At 43.3% G+C, this 16,356-nt stretch carries 12 protein-coding genes; 4 read left to right on the plus strand and 8 right to left on the minus strand.

Going from position 1 to position 16,356, the window contains the following annotated elements:
• Window positions 1-37: 37 nt before the first annotated feature.
• Both OSC7112_RS31255 and OSC7112_RS42010 read right to left on the minus strand, forming a co-directional pair.
• Window positions 38-472: a hypothetical protein gene (locus OSC7112_RS31255; protein ID WP_015211645.1), complete on the minus strand. Its 435-nt coding sequence runs from the start codon at window positions 470-472 to the stop codon at window positions 38-40.
• A gap of 297 nt (window positions 473-769) precedes the next feature.
• Window positions 770-1,471, minus strand: coding sequence for a hypothetical protein (locus OSC7112_RS42010; RefSeq protein ID WP_015211646.1), 702 nt, complete (start codon window positions 1,469-1,471; stop codon window positions 770-772).
• A 322-nt stretch (window positions 1,472-1,793) separates the two neighbouring features.
• Here OSC7112_RS42010 and OSC7112_RS31265 point away from each other — a divergent pair, with 322 nt between their 5' ends.
• Window positions 1,794-3,380 carry an AAA family ATPase gene (locus OSC7112_RS31265; protein ID WP_015211647.1) on the plus strand — a complete coding sequence of 529 codons (1,587 nt, stop codon included), beginning with the start codon at window positions 1,794-1,796 and terminating at the stop codon, window positions 3,378-3,380.
• A gap of 102 nt (window positions 3,381-3,482) precedes the next feature.
• Here the strand turns inward: OSC7112_RS31265 and OSC7112_RS31270 are convergent, their stop codons facing one another.
• The 5 genes from OSC7112_RS31270 to OSC7112_RS31290 form a co-directional block, all read right to left on the minus strand.
• Window positions 3,483-4,994 (minus strand): phospholipase D-like domain-containing protein, encoded by a 1,512-nt coding sequence (locus OSC7112_RS31270; RefSeq protein ID WP_015211648.1) that lies wholly within the window; start codon window positions 4,992-4,994, stop codon window positions 3,483-3,485.
• The gene (locus OSC7112_RS31275) at window positions 4,991-8,440 is read right to left on the minus strand and encodes a serine/threonine-protein kinase (protein WP_015211649.1); all 3,450 of its coding nucleotides are present in this window, start codon (window positions 8,438-8,440) and stop codon (window positions 4,991-4,993) included. The genes OSC7112_RS31270 and OSC7112_RS31275 overlap by 4 nt, the downstream gene beginning before the upstream one ends.
• A gap of 127 nt (window positions 8,441-8,567) precedes the next feature.
• Entirely contained in the window at window positions 8,568-10,364 is a 1,797-nt protein-coding gene (locus OSC7112_RS31280; protein ID WP_015211650.1) for a bifunctional 3'-5' exonuclease/DNA polymerase, read from the minus strand.
• Window positions 10,365-10,557: 193 nt separating this feature from the next.
• On the minus strand, window positions 10,558-11,142 hold the full coding sequence (locus OSC7112_RS31285) for an SAM-dependent methyltransferase (RefSeq protein WP_041623832.1): 585 nt from the start codon (window positions 11,140-11,142) through the stop codon (window positions 10,558-10,560).
• A gap of 55 nt (window positions 11,143-11,197) precedes the next feature.
• A complete protein-coding gene (locus tag OSC7112_RS31290) occupies window positions 11,198-11,878 on the minus strand; it encodes a hypothetical protein (RefSeq protein WP_015211652.1) in 681 nt (226 codons plus the stop codon).
• Between the two features lie 361 nt (window positions 11,879-12,239).
• On the opposite strand from OSC7112_RS31290, the gene OSC7112_RS31295 reads away from it, so the two are divergent.
• Together OSC7112_RS31295 and OSC7112_RS31300 are read left to right on the plus strand one after the other, a co-directional pair.
• The gene (locus OSC7112_RS31295; protein WP_015211653.1) at window positions 12,240-12,578 is read left to right on the plus strand and encodes a hypothetical protein; all 339 of its coding nucleotides are present in this window, start codon (window positions 12,240-12,242) and stop codon (window positions 12,576-12,578) included.
• 264 nt (window positions 12,579-12,842) lie between these two features.
• On the plus strand, window positions 12,843-14,396 hold the full coding sequence (locus OSC7112_RS31300; protein WP_223300932.1) for a M23 family peptidase: 1,554 nt from the start codon (window positions 12,843-12,845) through the stop codon (window positions 14,394-14,396).
• On the opposite strand, the gene OSC7112_RS31305 is transcribed toward OSC7112_RS31300, so the two are convergent.
• Window positions 14,388-15,454 (minus strand): ISKra4 family transposase gene (locus OSC7112_RS31305; protein ID WP_150111641.1). Its coding sequence is split into 2 segments (ribosomal slippage): window positions 14,388-15,286 and window positions 15,286-15,454, totalling 1,068 coding nucleotides; the frame shifts between segments, so codons are not numbered across the junction. The genes OSC7112_RS31300 and OSC7112_RS31305 overlap by 9 nt on opposite strands.
• A 74-nt stretch (window positions 15,455-15,528) precedes the next feature.
• Here OSC7112_RS31305 and OSC7112_RS34890 point away from each other — a divergent pair.
• Complete coding sequence (locus OSC7112_RS34890; RefSeq protein ID WP_051041624.1) at window positions 15,529-16,341, plus strand: M23 family metallopeptidase; 813 nt, start codon at window positions 15,529-15,531, stop codon at window positions 16,339-16,341.
• The last annotated feature ends 15 nt before the right edge of the window (window positions 16,342-16,356 follow it).

Below are 16,356 nucleotides of genomic sequence, written 5' to 3' on the forward strand. Positions count from 1 at the left end.
ACAGGCAATTTTTGATATTCTTAGTTGCTCAAGCGACTCAATCCAAATCATCAATGTCGTCGTCAGCAACATCCACTTCTTGGTACACATTTTGTGAGCTTGAAGCAATTCCGCTACTCTGGCGGGCGAGCCGTTGATTGCGAATGCCCCGATGCTTGGCGCGGCGATCGCGGATTGCATCCATGTCGGTCAATCCGTATAGGATGCGACCAGCACGCATTAATTCCTTTAAAGGTGTTTCACTGTAGTCAGCGCGAAATTGGGCATTATGTGTTTCCCAATCAAATTCGCCACCGTTAAAGCGAGCAACACTTGCCAGTTCCCGACCTGATTCTTCTCTCAAAACTTCTAGTACCATTAGGCGAAGTTTATCGTTGTAACTAATGCACTTGTCGAGGGCTTTTATCTGAGTCTTATGAGCTTTATCGGTAGGGTTTGCATTAGTCGTTTGAACTTTTTCAGTGACTCTCATTTCTCAATCTTCCTGAATTCAAATTTGTTCATATACACAGCAGCAATCGCTGCCTCTTTAAGTTTAATTATTGGGCTTAACTTTCCAATAAAATATTAATAACTGTATTTAAAACTAATTAAGTTGAAAGCAATTAATACTTTAAATATTTCCATGAAAAGTGAAATTTAATTAAAATACTTATAAGATGAATAAAATAAAAAACTCTACTCTACCGTTTTTAGGTAGAGCAGAGTTTTACATATTCAACAAAAGCGACGGTGAAGGAAGCTGTAAAATTTGAGCGAGGGTGAAAGATTATTCTAAATCTTCGTCCTCATCTTCATCAGCATCATCTTCCTCATCTTCTTCCTCGGTATCGAAATCATCTTCGCTGTCCTCATCCAAGTCTTCTTCGGATTCATCTGTTTCCTCATCTTCATCAGCATCAAGTTCATCTTCTAAGTCATCCACATCATCATCATCTTCATCATCGGATTCATCCTGCTTGTTATAGCTATTGCGTTTAGCAAGCGATTCTTGATTGAATTTGACAAGACCTTTAATTGCTTCTTGCGGGTCAAGCTCGAAAACGTCGTATAGTTTTGCCATCACAAGCGCAATGACTTCCATATCGTGGCGCAGTGCATCGGGTTGACCAAATAGAGCTGGAAACACTTCGTTATTCCAACGCTGCCAGTTCATCGTTTTGCCGCGTTTTTTTAACTGTGCAGCAATATCCAAACCTAGTTTTTCCTTGGTAGCGTGACCTACCTTAGTTTGGAGGCGTTTTTCGCGCAGTTGAATTTTGACTCCAAACTTTTTCAGGATGGTAGTTCGCACGCGGTCTAGAAGTGCGTCTGCTTGCTCTTCTACAGTGAGTGTCGAACGGCGACTGACCTGTGATTGGGTAGCTGTTGCTGGACTCTTTGACTTAGCAGCACCATTGCTTTTGCCATTCAAAGTCACCGCTCCATTGGATGGACGAGAGTTATGGTTTTTAGCTGTTGTTGTAGCCATGAAGTTTGATTTAATTAAACTACTTCACGGCTAACAGCGCCGTTAGGCGCTCTCAAATTTCATCAAATTTATAATTAGTTTTTTTATGGCTATTAATAATTATTTATAAAATTGTTACTTTGAAATAAATTTATGTAATAATTCGGTAGATTTTTTCCCGATCAACGGATATACATAATTATGTATATGTAGGAAATTAGGTAAATAATTCCTAAGAATTAAGAGGAGGTTTGGCTGCTGTAGAACTGTTGGCTGATGGCAACGCTCGACCGTAACATATCAATGAGAAGAGTACCTTTGAATATTTCTTACCCTTGAATTTATGCGTACCATTAATGACTGGCTCGCTCTGGCCCAAAGAGGTATTAAGATTGTCGGGCTGGAGTATTACACGCCTGACCGAATCAGAGTGTTAGCACAGTTCCACAATTGGGGGCAGGAACTGCAGTTGCCTGTTTTCTTTTGGAACTCTGGGTACAGTTGCTTGCAGGAAATTGTGAGTCGGGACGGTCAGTGCATCTTGCAAAATACTGACTTGCACCGAGATTCTGACGTGCTTGAGTTTCTATTAGAGAGTAAGAGAGAGGGAATTTACATTCTTGAGGGAGTGCTAGATTTTGATGAATCCGGTCAGGTGAGTTCGCGTCTGGGGTTTCAACTGGCAAATGCTTACTATCACTCATCTTGGTCTGCGGTTCCTCAGTTTTGGGTGATGCTGGAAAACTACATACAATTGCCGGTGAACTTGCAGCCGTTGATTCCCGTACTGACGACTCCATTACCATCCCGAGTTGCAGCGCAACAGGTGGTGGAGTTGTTTTGCGATCGCCATCCTGGGCTTGATGACAAAAGTGATGAGGTATTGCAAGGTGCTTTGGTTCGAGCTTGCCAGGGGTTGCCCCAAGGTGAGATCGAGTTAATTTTAGAGCGATCGCTAGCTTTTGCTTCGACTGTGGAGGAAATGGCGCCGTTGGTGCTCGACCACAAGGTTAACAAGCTGCGGGGGCGAGGCCTAGAGTTTATTGCCGAGGCAGATGTGCCGGATGCAGGTGGTTTAGACTTGCTAGACGAGTCGCTGTCAAAGGTGGCTTCTCTGTTGAGTCCAGAAGCAGAGAAATACGGACTCAAATTTCCCAAGGGAATGATTCTCTGGGGGCCGCCGGGTACGGGCAAAAGTCTGAGTGCTAAGCTTGCGGCTAAGAAGATGGGAGTACCGCTGTTGGCGGCTGATTGGGGTTCGATTGTCGGTTCTTCCAGACCAGATTTAGCTTTGCGCGAATTGCTGGAACTGACTCAGGCTTTAAGTCCTACAATTCTCTATTGGGATGATTTTGATAAAGGTTTTGCAGGGTGGGATTCTAATGCAGATGGCGGAGTTTCTAGGCGCTTATCGGGGAAGCTTTTAACGTGGATGCAAGAGCATCAATACCCAATTTATATCGTGGCGACAGTTAACCGTTTGGGGATGTTACCGCCGGAATTAATTCGTCGCTTTGATGATATTTTCTTTGTGGATTTGCCTCACGAAGGGGCGATGTATGAAATTTTTAATCTTCATCTCAAAAAATATTTTCCTGAGTTCCGCAATGCTTGTATTTCGCCTTGGACGGATGATGAGTGGCGGATTTTATTGAGAGATTACAGGCTTTGTACGCCAGCAGAAATAGGCAATGCCGTGAGAAAATGTGCTGAGGAGATATATTATCGCGATCGGGTACAAGGGAAACGACCGGATGAATTGAAAGTGACTTTGAACGACCTCCGACAACAGCGCTATCAGTTTACGCCGTCGATGCTGCGCGATGAAGAGCAAATTTTAGCGATTCGCAATCAAGCGACTTATGCTCGATCGGCTAGTGGAGAGGATCGATCGCGATTTTCTATTCCGTTACAGGAATTGTTTGGTTAGCGATCACCAGAGGAAAGGGAGGGAAGGATTATCGTGAACTTGAAAATGACACAATTTCACCCTTCCCCCTTTGCATAAGTCATTTTTGCTCTGTCCTCAAATTCAATCGTTAAATCGCGACCTATAGCTATCGAACAGTTCATCAATTTTCTGGGGGTCAGATACAAGCGTCCCTCGCTCATCCCGGAACGTGCGATCGCGGTCTCCCTTGAAGGAAAGCCAATTGAAACTTGTTACTACAGCAAATTTCGCATCAGATATCAGAATTTTGGCGTGGGTATTTCCCAAACGCTTAAGGATAAAATTATCTTTGTACTGATTCGCTAATTTTTTAAGATTTTTCTCAGCTTGGATATCGGATGGGTATTTTTTATCATCTTCATCTTTTCCCAAACCGTACCCAATTAAAAGCTGTATGTTACACTTAAGTAGTTTTTCTAGCTGTTCAATAAACTGTTTCTTTACAACATTAGCTCGAATCCAAGGAGAAATAATCATCAAACGTTTTTGACTGTCTTGAATAGCCTGTTTGAGAATCTCAGGGTGGTCGTAAACTTCTAGGTAACTAATTTGAAATGAATTCAAGCGCTGTTTGAGAATTTCTATTTCCTGCTCTTGCTCAATAATTTTTTGCTCTAAAGCAGCCTTGTCTTCATCCGTTTCAGCCTCTGCAACGCTATTTCGATCCGTATCAATTTTAGCTTGAGCTGAAGATACCTCTTCTTTCAGTGCTTCAGCTTCTTGTAAGGGAGCTTGAGCAACAAATTCATGCCCTAAAACTTCTTCTGCTAACTTTCTGGGTGCGCTTTCCCTCAATGCTTCTAGTAAGCGAAGTTTCTTGACACCATTAGCACGAGCAAAAGCTGCTTCATGTTCATTAGAAAGAACACCATCGATAGCAAAGGTAACCTGAATATCATCACTATCTTTTGCTTTATAAATTAGGAGCAAAGCAGGTTGAAAAAATCTCTGTCTGCGCTCAATAGCTTTCAAGGCTAAAAGGTCTCTATCTTGCTTGAATTTAGCTTTGCTTGCTCCCTCAATCTGGCGAATAATTGCGTCCACATCTTTGAGTTTAAGATCGGAAAGTTCGGGTGGCTTTTTCGGAGATGGTTCAATTTCTATGATTTCTTGATTACGCAAGTCTTTTTGCTTGAGTAAACGTGATTCCAATCGCCCATACCAGCGAGGACACCGTAAAAGCCCATCAAAATTTATATCAAATGTTCGCTCTTCGGGAACAATAATTTTGGCATCGCGGAGCGTTCCTTCGCCTTTCTTAGTCAATTTCCAAACTTGCATCAGAGAGCCATCAGGAGCTATGAGGTCAATATCCTCACTCATCCTTAAATTTATCATTGCATCCCTGATAATAGACGGTTCGAGACCAAGAAATCCAGCAATATCCACTTCTGAGGATAAACTAGCATTAATAGCTTTCAAGACATATTCTTCGATCGGGGGAATGGGTTTACGGAGTTGGGTTAGAGCTTGAACAGTGATTTTATAAACTGGCAATCCGACTTCTTTACAGCTAACTAAATCGAAGCCTGTACGATTGTCATAGCGGCGTAGTTCTTCTGGAGTAAGAAAAACTGATTCTTCTGAACTCATAAGTTAGGCTCCTTTATGGCGCAATTTTTAGGGTGACTTTCAACGTAATCCAAAACTCGGTGTAATGGGTTGTCATGTGAGGTTCTACAGAAGTGGTGATCTCCCACGATGACTAAGCCAACTTTCCCTCTGGATAAAGCCACATTTAATCGTTCTGCATCGCGCAGAAAACCCACTTTACCTTCTTTGTTAGAACGAGTCACAGAGTACACTGCAATATCAGCTTCGCGTCCTTGGAAGGCATCCACTGTATTGCACTCAACTGTTAATGCTTGCCAATTGTTTAATTCTGAGGCAAGGTTGCGAGCGAGCAACTTTAGCTGTGCTGCATACCCACTCAATACGGCGACACTGTATTTTTTCTGCGCCTTTACTGCCGTCTGGTTTAGCTGTTTGAGAAACTGAACTATGACGTTGACCTCACAAATATTGTTAAAGCTAGAATTGGCAGACTGTTCGCGACTATTCGGAAGTTTGGTTGTTGTTAACCAAGTCACAGGTTGTGGTAAAACACTGCGAAGATGCTGATCTAAGTCAGTCCTGGCACTTTTTAGCTGACCATCATAGAAGCACTCACTGACCAAATTGCCGATTGGTGCTACCATCCTATGTTGGATTGTTAACATCTTGCGACACCCATCTGGGAGTGTTCTGAGCAGTCGATCGAATAAAGTTTCTCGAATATGATCCTGATTAAGTTCGTATTTTTCCAAAAAGTCAGAATCTCTACTGGCTTCATCTCGAAATGGTGGGAGTTGTTTGGGGTCGCCTACGAGTATCCAGCGATGCGATCGCGCAATTGGAACCAACACTTCTGTCGCCGTAGCTTTTGAAGCCTCATCAACAATACACAGGTCAAATTCTATGTCTTGAATATCTCTAGGAATTCCGATGCAAGTTCCGGCTACTACTTGCGATCGCTTAATCAAAGGTGCATTGAATTTCTCATTTCGACCAAACTGATCGAACCACTCCGCCTGAATAGCTATCAGCCGTTGGAGCATTTTCGCATCGGGTGCATTTGGATCTATTAGTTTATTGATCCGCTCTTCTATCTCCTGAACCGAAAGTCTCAAAAGTTTATTGATACTGATTTCGGTTAATTCTTTAAGACGCTTTGCTTTTTCCTTCTGTTGCTCTCGTGCTTCTTTTAATTGCTTACGCAGGATACTAATTTCAGCTTCAATACTCTGACATTCCTCTAGCTTATCCTTGGGGATTTTAGTTTCTAACAATGAATCTGGGTTTTCTGGGTTGTAATTTATTGCTAGTATTTTATCCAAATCCTCTTTCCAGATATTAACATCTCCTCTGAGACTTTCAATTTTTGTAACCAGAGTTTTCATTTCTTGAAATAGGGTGGCTATTTCACTGTTATGCTGAGAAATACCTCGTTGCGCTGACCAATTATCAATAAATTCCTGTCCTTTAGCAATTGCACCCTCTCGCCACTGTTCCATCTGTTCTTCGAGTAAGAGCGAATGAACATTCTCTGATACCCGTTCATGGTTACCAAGTCGCACCAACTTCAAGTTAGGATTTTTAGCTTGAATCCGTTCTAGGGCGTTATCTAGTGCAACATGAGTTTGTGAACTGAGCAAAATTCGAGCATCAGGATTAGCTTTAAGAGTTTGCAGAACAACTTCTGTAATAAATGTTGTCTTTCCTGTACCTGGTGGACCTTGGACAATCAGAAAATCTTCTGTTGCGAGTGCAGCTTTAACAACTTCCTGCTGTGATTCATTGAGAGGTTGAATAAACTGTAAATCTACTTCTACGTCAGGAGTACGGACTTCTTGAGGATTGACGAGTAATTGGCGAATGTCTGACCGTACTCCCTGGTCAAATCGAATGGCATCAAGGGCATTTTTTTGTCGATTTAGGGCAACCTCAGCAGCACGAGTATCAAAGCGTAACTCACCAGATTGTGGGAGTCTGTCTGGTTCTCCATATTTAACATAAAGAGTCAATCTGTCACTGATGATCTGTTCAACATCTCCCCCCAAAATGCTAAATCCTTTTTGGTTTGTCACATGGTGGGGTTGTCCAGCTAAGTCATCTTCTGGAAGCTCTGATAGTTCAAAGGTAACGCGGTTTCCGTCACGAGTAACGCTTGTGTATTTAATCGGTTTTTCTCGTTTTTTCTCCCAATCTGTTTTAGCTCTGAGAATATCCCACCAAACTTGGAATATCCGTTGCTTTTCTTTTTCATCTTCTTGTTCTTTTAAGTTGGCTTCATGCTCTATAACTGCATCCTGTAGCTTCTGAATAACCTCTTTTGCTTCATATAAATTCAGTGGCGTTCCAAATTTGAACTCGTAGGATAGATTCCAAGCACGATCTCGACGCTGTTCCAGTTGGGAGTAGGGAGTAGACCAAGCATTGAAAATAACTAGGTGATTTCCTCGGTTTTGATCCACCTTCATGTGATACCGATAGGAAACACCATAAATTTCGTAATGATCTTCACGAGATGGATCGTCTGCGTCGTCCTTAAATTTATAGGGACGAATCCCACAACCCGATTCATTATTGAGATCGTCAAGGATAAGATTCTCGATCTCAACTTCAGAAGAAATCTCAATTTCACTTTTAAGTCTGTTCAAGCACTTTGGTATAAGCTTAAGGAAGCAAGGAGGCTTCTTAATTGCTCCTGTTTTTGTCTTCGCTTGAATAGCATTAAGTTCAGCTAGTAGTACCTCTGCATTAGGTTGACGCTCTGCGGGGTCGAGGGAAACAGCACGCTCGATTATTTCAAGGATTTCAGGTGGTGCATTAAACGCTTTCATTGCGCTGGGGATACTATTATGACCTGTGAGTTCAATATTGGTCAGGCACTTCAAAACCAATACACCAAAACTGAAAATATCGCGGGTGTAGGTATAGGAACCATCGTCGGTTTCTGGCGGAGTGAATGTACGCGATACAAAGTCTTTGAGAGTAATGCTTGGTTGCAAATAGCCCTTAAGCTTGGATATGCCAAAGTCAGCAAGTTTGAGTTTACCGTCACTCCCCACTAAAATGTTGCTGGGCTTGATATCGCGGTGTATTATTCTGCGATTATGGGAAAAAGCCAGAGCCTCCAACACGGGTAACGCTACCGCTTTCCAGAAAGAATCCCAACCGTCTGGTGGAGATTTTTTCAGAAGTGTTGCCAAATCCTTTTCCATCCACTCCAAGACGAGAAAATAGTTACCCGTAGTTTCATCCTTGCCAGAATCGAGAAGTTCCACGATTCCCGGATGCTTCAACTCTTGCAGGGCTTGGGTTTCACGTCTGAAAGACTCGGCTAGAATATCTGCTTCAATCTGCCCGTGTTTGAATTCTTTTACTGCCACCCGCCGGAGGTCATCAAGCATATCGCTTGCCTGATAGACATCAGCCATCCCGCCCGATCGCGGGTTGGGGGATATAGCATAGCGATCGTTTATCAAGCGAGCTGGCATAACTTAGCTACCCATAGAATATTTCTATTCTTTTTGTAACACAAATCCCAATTAGGCTGGTTTTTTAGCAATTATCTATTGCTTAGATTTCCATGCACTTTACCAAACACAGCAGGAACTAATGCGTTTAACTTGCCCATGACGAGGAAATAGTTACTTCCACTTCTACAGGAACTTGCTGCAAATATAGCTCTCCAGCTTCCACCATCACTTTTTTGAGAATGCGACTGGTTCTTTTTAAAGTAGTCTGCGGACACTCTAACAGAATCTCGTCATGTACCACACCGATTAATTTTGCTCCAGTCTTGGGTAGGAGTTTGAACAAACGAGCGATCGCCACTTTCAACATATCAGCCGAAGTTCCTTGAACAGGGTGATTTAGCAACTCAGAAAGTCGGGGTTTCTTTGCCCACCGTCTTCTGCGTCCGCCAATTGTACGGATTTGCTTGATGTCTTTGACGTACACCGTTTTCCTGATGCTGTCGTGCCATCTTCTGACTCCAGAATAAGCTTGGAAAAATCGTCTTCTGAACTCTTTAGCTTCGTTCAAGGTTAAAAAAACATCGTACTTTTCCTCAGCATAAGCTTGCAGTTTGGCAGCACCCATCCCATAAATTAATCCGAAATTAACTGATTTAGCTATCCGTCTATCCTCTGCCGTTACCTCCTCTAACGGCTTTCCCGTAATCAAAGAAGCCGTTAAAGTATGCAAATCTTCGCGTTTAGCGTAGGCATTCAGCATTCGGCGATCGCCAGATATTTCAGCGACAATCCTTAGCTCGATTTGGCTGTAATCTGCTTTAATAATTTGATATCCGGGAGCGGCAATGAAGCACGCACGCATCCCATTTGCCGTACAATTCCTGGGAACGTTTTGCAAGTTTGGCTTCTTGCAACTAAAGCGTCCAGAACGAGCGCCGCATTGCCGATAGCTGGGGTGAATTCTCCCCGTTATCGGGTGAATGTGTTTGGGCAATGCCTCAGCAAAGTTGGAACACAAAGATGCTAATTTCCGATAATTCAGTAGCAACTGGATAATCGGGTATTGACGAGCTAGAGGAATAAGTTCGCTCTTACTTGTTGACTTAATTGGAATGTTGAGAGCCTGAAGAGCACTTAAAACTTGTACAGACGAACGGGGGTTTATGGTTTCCACCATCTCTGGAAATAGCGAAAGTTGTGCGCTAGGGGCTGGTTTAAGACCGGCTTTCACTAATTCCACCAGCGTAGTCTGCTTTTGAGCTTCCAGTTCCTCGCCCACCAAATGCCAGTGTTTTGCATCCAGTAACATTCCATTTAGTTCCATTTGGGCTACAGCAGGCATCGCTTCAAATTCAATTTGGGCGGTTTCTAGTAACCCAGCATTCTGAAGTTTTGAGATGAGTCGCGTTCTAAGTTTCAGCAGGACAGCAGCATCTAAAGCGGCGTATTCTAACTGAGGAGCTGATAACTTACCTCCGAAATTGCTCGACTGTAGGCTTTTGTCAAGTTTGATTCCTAAAAATTCAAGAGCGAGGGATTGTAGATCGTGGTCTTTCTTGAGTCCAGATCGCAACACCTGACTCGCTAGCATGACATCAAAAAATGGGCCAGACGGTCTAAGTCCAGCTATTTCTAGTACCTGCCAGTCGAACTTACCATTTTGAAATATTTTGAGCGCACGGCTGTTTAGAAGGGCTTTTAAAGGCGATAATTCGCGATCGGCAAAAGCAGCTAGATCGACAATTATCACTGGGCGGTGGGGGACAGCTATTTGGATAAGTCGGATGCGTTCTGTAAGTGGATCTAGCCCGGTGGTTTCTGTGTCTATGGCTATAACACGAGCTTTTATTAAAGGCGAGAGAACATCATTTAGTCTGGAAAAGTTTGTAATCAGCTCGTATTCCACAATAGGATTTGGGGCAAAGTGTGGGGAATTATTCATGGGAGTAGAGGGGTTTTAAGGTAATAGTTTTAGTCGTAAAATTGATAGAACTAGCGGAGATATTTTGGCAGATATTCGGTATAGAAGGCTAAGTTATATTTTAATAATTATTGGAAAAAAAGTAATAGTAATTTGTTGAAAGGTAAGTTGTGCTGTCCCCACTAATAAAACGGTATAGCGGGGAAGCAATCGTCTATTTTTTGTCTATTACGACTAGGTAGCTCTCAACAGTAACCGGGCGATCGCTCCCCCAAAAGATTTCTAAGGGAAGTTCGATTAACTTGGCAGACGTGCGCTTAAGAAAGGCTCGAAATGCTTGCGATCGCGGATCGCCTCGGACATTCATGGAATTGCTAACAACACTTACCAGGCGTCCAGAATTGCCTAAAAAAAGGTTATAGGCACGTTGTATGATATCCAAATCAACTCCTTTGATGTGGGGCGTAGAAAATGGGGGATTTGCCAAAATTCTGCTATATCGCCTCTGCGGTTCAGTTGTTAAAAAGTCACTTCCAACTAGATTGAACCCTTTTTGAAACAGAAGTTGTTGTAGCAGCGGGTTTATTTCAATTACATCAACGATCGCACCCGCTCTAACCATAGCCTGCGCCAATAAGCCGTCTCCTGCTGTTGGTTCTAAGGCGTAGGTTCCTGAAATGATTTGAGCTTCTTCAATCATAAGCTCAATTAGCTCTGGGGGAGACGGGAACCAAGAATAAGGTGGAGCTTCTCGGATTCGCTCATATAGCATTTCTGCAAGCGATGAAGTATCTTTCATTTTAATTGTGCTGCTATTCGGGCTATAATTCGCGAACATTGCCTTTTTTTCCGTGTTAAAATAAAGTCAATTGCCCTTCAATTTTTGACTTATCTTTTGGTGACTTAGCTGTTACCATTTCTGTCGGTAAATCTGCATCAGCGCTTTTATCTTGGGACAATTTACGTTTGCCCCAGCCTTGAGATGCTGCATGGCGGACAACGCTTTTCCTAATTGCTCTAGCTAGATGGTAATAATCATTTTGGATGCTGTCAAAGTTCACGGCTGAAAATTCAGCTAATTCGGACAAGTTGTAACCATTTGGTAGCCGATTATGTCTTGTCAATGTGTCTTGTGCTGCCCACATATAGACGTTGTAATAACTGTGGTGCAGAGGAGCTTCAAATGTAGCTCCCATCATATAAGCCACGACTTCTGTGGAAGTGCAGTAATTCCCTACAATTCTGTTGCTGTGCTCCTCTACAATCAAATCGAGCCTATCGGATAAGCAAGCCGTTTTCAACCAGTCAGGTATGCTTTCTGACCAGGGAGTTTTGTGTAAAACTAATGGGCCTGCATAGTAACGTAAAAGGGGAAGGGGAATTCCGGTCAATTCCAGTAGCACGGCTATTAAGTCGCGGTGCATACCTATCTGGGCTAATAGCTTCAGCTTTTCCAAAATGCCGGACTGAGGTTTTACAGGGTGAGTGGTAATTTCTTCAAGTAATTCGGGCGTTAACAGATTTAGCTGAGTCATATCTTTTTGAAGGATAATTATGGGACAAATGAAGGTCAGAAAAATCGCGTAGCGAATTCAGTTACAGGGATTTGCGCCGTCTGTTGGGCAAACAATTCGGCAAAGATACGCGCCTCTATATTTCTGAGTAATTTTTACTCACCTTGCTAGATGGAAGGCGGGCGAAATTAAGAGCGATGCCAGCGCTATATTTTATTTCGTGCAATAGCAGTAGGTCTTGGTTGTTTGCAGATAGACTAAGACGCCGTAGCCTATCCGCCGATAGGCGGTAGTTTAATTACGACTATCGGATGAAACCCCCACTCGTTATCCCTAGCTATGCTGAATTGTTGATTCTTACTACTTTGTAGCTACAGGATTTATGAACGAGCAAAACAATATCTATGGCAATGAACCCGGTTACAGCGCTGATGGCTATGCTGTTAGCGGCTATGAAAGTAACCCGTGCGAGTCCTCCCTTAACGGATATCAAAGCAACGGTTATAGCAGTCAGCAAACAGAGGGGTACGGGGCTCCCGACTACTTTGCTGATGGCTATCGAGAAAACGTTTTTGAAGGCGATTTGAATTTAGCAGATACTCCGTGGACGGAGACGGCTGCTAACCCTAACCCTTATTTTGAGGGAGGGGTAAATGACGCTAATTCCTATCAAAATCAAACAGTTACTTCTCATTTCGACGGCGGTGACTTAGAGCTGTAGTGTTTTACGCCGAGGCTGCTCCATGTAAAGCCTCGGTAGGCTGCTTCATTTATTTTAAGAAGCGCAATTGCAGCCTCATCAAGTTCGGTGGGTTCCTTTCTCCCACTTAATTGCTTAACTTTTGTACAGTATCCTCAACCAATAACCAAAGTTTTTTGCACAAACATGAGAAGAATATTATCAACAAGATTCTGGCAATTATCAGTATCGTTATTCTCTCTAGTCTTAATAGTTTCCATTTTGTTTGAGCAACCAATATTTGCTATGGCACGAACCCCTGCTGATACAACTGAAATGCCAACCAAAATTTTAGAAATACCAGGGATGGACAGGCAAGGAAATCCTACTTCAGTTAACGCCCTCTTGCCAGATTGGACACAAATTTCTTTTTCTCAAATGCCACCCATCAGTCAATCTGGAAGCCTTTCAGCGGGAGAGTACAAGCAGGCAGTTGGCTATGATTTGAGCCGAAGTTGGACAGCAGGGCAAACTCCTGACCAGTACATCATGTTGGGCGATATCAGCCAAGCTTTGCAACCAGAATTGCTATCGTTCGGTTTTGTCGCGCAGCAAGCTGGTCTGAATTTAGATAGCGTAGCTTTAAGCGCATTTACTTTAGTTGCCAAGCAGTCGTTAAATCAGTTAGTTCAGGCTATCCCTCTTCTCGGTCAATTTAAAGTCGCAGAGATTGCGCCGGTGGCGGGACTTCTAGCCACAAAAGCTGCTGGCATTGATGTAGCCGATCGCACTCTAGAGCTGGTTCTCAGTTCCAATCCACAATTAGGTCAGTTGAAACTGGGAGAAATTGACCTGTCTCAGTATTCAATATCTTCGATTCCGAACTTAAGCAGCGCTCAACTTGGCGCGTTTTCAGATTGGCAAACAACCTTAATTAAAGACGTACCTGGGCTGAATGCTTTACCTCTGTCTAGTTTTCCCAATCCAATAGCAGAATTAGGCAATTTAGTAATGAGAATTGATGCGGTTTATGGTCCCGCCGAGCGACGGCGAACTAAGACGATATCAGGCTCCGACGTTCAGGGATTCTCAGTTAACTGCCAAGAAAATGATTGCGCTTACATCGAACTAGACGATCTGGAGAATTCGGGTCGGAACGCTCGCGGTTCGCTCGAAGGCAAGCAATGGATTAGCGGTAAGTACCAGGAAGTCGAGGGCGGATCGGGCTGTCTTAAAGGTGTCAACGGCGGCAAGGAACCGACGGGAAGATTACCTTTTGGCAGTGCTTTTAAGGTAGTGGTCATGGAACCGGACGAGCAAACCGATACCGTTGATACTGCTCTATTCTTCCGCTTTTGTTCGCCTTGCGGCTGCTCTCCTTATTTCATTGGCCCAGTACCTTTCTTCACCTATCGGGTTAATTCTCCCATTTTCGTTGGGGCGCTGGGATCGTCCTCTGGCGGCTCTTCCTCTGTACCAACTGCGGCAGTTCGCGACGGAGTATCTTCTCCTGTTACAAAAGGCGTAACTACAGCAGCTAATATTAATGTTCCTTGCCCTCCGGGTAGCACCGCACCAGCGCCCGTGTCAGTTGGCAATGTTCAAGGAGTCAATGTTCCCGCTTTGTCGGAAGCGATCGCCAGTATTGAAAGCAGCGGTTCTTACGAGAATGTCGGCGTTAATGCTTGCGCTAATGGTGGCAATAATTGTGTGGTTCCGTTGGGCAAGTACCAGTTTATAAACTATGACGAGTACGCTGCTAGTTCAATTTCATCTAAACCAGGGGGTACGCAATTTTTAGCCAAACTGCGAGGCGGTTATCAACGGGTGCATCTCACTTTGGCACATACATCAAATTGAAAGTTGACCGTTGAGATAAGCACAGCGAAGAGCAAGCATAGAGGAAACGTTCTCAATATTCCATTGCGCTCCCGATATTTTTACCCTTAATCCAATGCGTTTTATTGTTGATTCCACTGTTCCAGAACCAATCGAACTTATGGATTCTTCTTTGTAGTATTGGTAATTTACTATTCGGCAGCGATGGGTATCTAAATAATTGCAAAACGTTTTAAATGCTTGACCTTTAAAGTCTTTAAATAAATTTATAACTTCATCAACTTTGCCTTGCCATAACATATTTTCGGCTAATTTCAATCGTTTTATTGAACCCCCTACCTTGTAGAGATTTTCTTTCAGATGATACCAATCTAAGATTTCTTGTCTTTGTTCATTGTCTCCAATTTCTTTAAATATGTTCCAAATTCCGGCATGGCCATCTCCGAGGCAATACATAGGATGTAGTAATTTTTGGCTATTAGTCCAATCAATTAAATCTTGATTATTTTGAAAAAACGCTCCCGCATAAATATTATCTAAACACACGGCTTTATAGTCTTTCCAGTAACAGCTCTCGCCCTTGGTTGCGTTGCGTAGTCTGACTTTACCGCCATCCAATGTAATTTCTTTGACTCCTTGTTGAGATGTAGGCAATTCCAATTCTTGTCTTTTGACTAATCTTTGTAATGTACTGTGAGAAATTTTGATCCCAGTAAATTTTTCCAAATCTTTTTCTGCCATTTGATAAGATTCGTTAGCACTGATTAAAAGACAGCAATTTTCCATCAGGGGACTAAATTGACTGTAAGCTTTTAAGCCAAAATATTTTGCCTGATTATCTGTAATGTCGAGCGATCCGATTATTGATTTTATTTTTCGGGGTTTTCCTGTTTGAATTCCTGATACTGCTGAAAAAAAAAGCTACCTATTTCTGGACCAACCTCTGATAACATTTTCTGACGGACTGCTTTTTCTATACTTTCAAAAGTTTTTAACTCAGTTGGCTCTGTATTTCTGTAAAGAATTTTTGCTACCGCTTTTAAGTGGGCTTTTAGTTGTTGTTGGTCTGAGGGTGTCATTTTATTTACCTCATCTTTATTTGACGATTTTACTAGCTTTTTCATTTTAACTCTTTTTTGACACATTCGCAAAAGTGAGATGCACCCGTTATCAACCCACTCAAGCAGAACTTTTTCAATTTTTTCCGCCTGCAGATCGAGAAGCTGTTTTTGCTCAAAGTCTCGCTTCTAAGCTGAATGCCACCTCTCAAGAAAAAGACCCTACTACTGGAAGTTTTTTTAGTGGCGATCGCCTAATTGAGCGAGTAGCTCAAAAGCATTTCGGGGGCGACTACTCCAAAGTTGACGGCTCTTCAACCGATACATTCGGTCGTTTAACTCTCTCAAGTTACGGACAGGATGTTTTGAGGCGCTATCGAGAGGGAGGTAGGACGATCGCGGAGTCGAATGCTGCTGCTTGCGTTCCGACTTCCAGTGCGGCGCAATCCTCTAATTCTGCGAGTGCTGCCCCCGGCGGCGGTTCATCCACGAGTCAGTATATCAAGCCTGCGAATGGGCCAGTAACCAGCCGCTTTGGGATGCGAACTCGTCCGGTTTCCGGGGTGCGGAAAATCTATAACGGCATTGGAATTGCCGGCCCAATGGGAAGTCCGGTAAAAGCTGTTGGCAGCGGCGTTGTCAAGACAGCGGTGTCTAACTGCCAGGAAGGGTTACAGAACTGCGGCGGTGGCTACGGCAACTGGATCGAAATTGAGCACGGCAACGGTCGCACAACTCGGTATGCTCATCTGCGCGAGGGTTCAGTGAAAGTCAAAGTGGGCGATCGCGTTTCTCAAGGTCAGGTCATAGGCGGACTAGGCAGCACTGGAACAACGGCAGACCCTAGCTTGCACTTTGAAACCCGCATTAATGGAACGGCTGTTAACCCATCTCAAGAAGGAATTTGAATTAAACGGAGATGT

The sequence above is a fragment of the Oscillatoria nigro-viridis PCC 7112 genome, from assembly GCF_000317475.1.
GTDB lineage: Bacteria > Cyanobacteriota > Cyanobacteriia > Cyanobacteriales > Microcoleaceae > Microcoleus > Microcoleus nigroviridis.

Bases quoted from the DNA above. Each gene is read 5' to 3' on its own strand.
- OSC7112_RS31280 (WP_015211650.1), bottom strand. From the start codon at position 10,364: ATGAATAATTCCCCACACTTTGCCCCAAATCCTATTGTGGAATACGAG.
- OSC7112_RS31270 (WP_015211648.1), bottom strand. From the start codon at position 4,994: ATGAGTTCAGAAGAATCAGTTTTTCTTACTCCAGAAGAACTACGCCGC.
- OSC7112_RS31285 (WP_041623832.1), bottom strand. From the start codon at position 11,142: ATGAAAGATACTTCATCGCTTGCAGAAATGCTATATGAGCGAATCCGA.
- OSC7112_RS31295 (WP_015211653.1), top strand. From the start codon at position 12,240: ATGAACGAGCAAAACAATATCTATGGCAATGAACCCGGTTACAGCGCT.
- OSC7112_RS42010 (WP_015211646.1), bottom strand. From the start codon at position 1,471: ATGGCTACAACAACAGCTAAAAACCATAACTCTCGTCCATCCAATGGA.
- OSC7112_RS31255 (WP_015211645.1), bottom strand. From the start codon at position 472: ATGAGAGTCACTGAAAAAGTTCAAACGACTAATGCAAACCCTACCGAT.
- OSC7112_RS31290 (WP_015211652.1), bottom strand. From the start codon at position 11,878: ATGACTCAGCTAAATCTGTTAACGCCCGAATTACTTGAAGAAATTACC.
- OSC7112_RS31265 (WP_015211647.1), top strand. From the start codon at position 1,794: ATGCGTACCATTAATGACTGGCTCGCTCTGGCCCAAAGAGGTATTAAG.
- OSC7112_RS31300 (WP_223300932.1), top strand. From the start codon at position 12,843: ATGGCACGAACCCCTGCTGATACAACTGAAATGCCAACCAAAATTTTA.
- OSC7112_RS31275 (WP_015211649.1), bottom strand. From the start codon at position 8,440: ATGCCAGCTCGCTTGATAAACGATCGCTATGCTATATCCCCCAACCCG.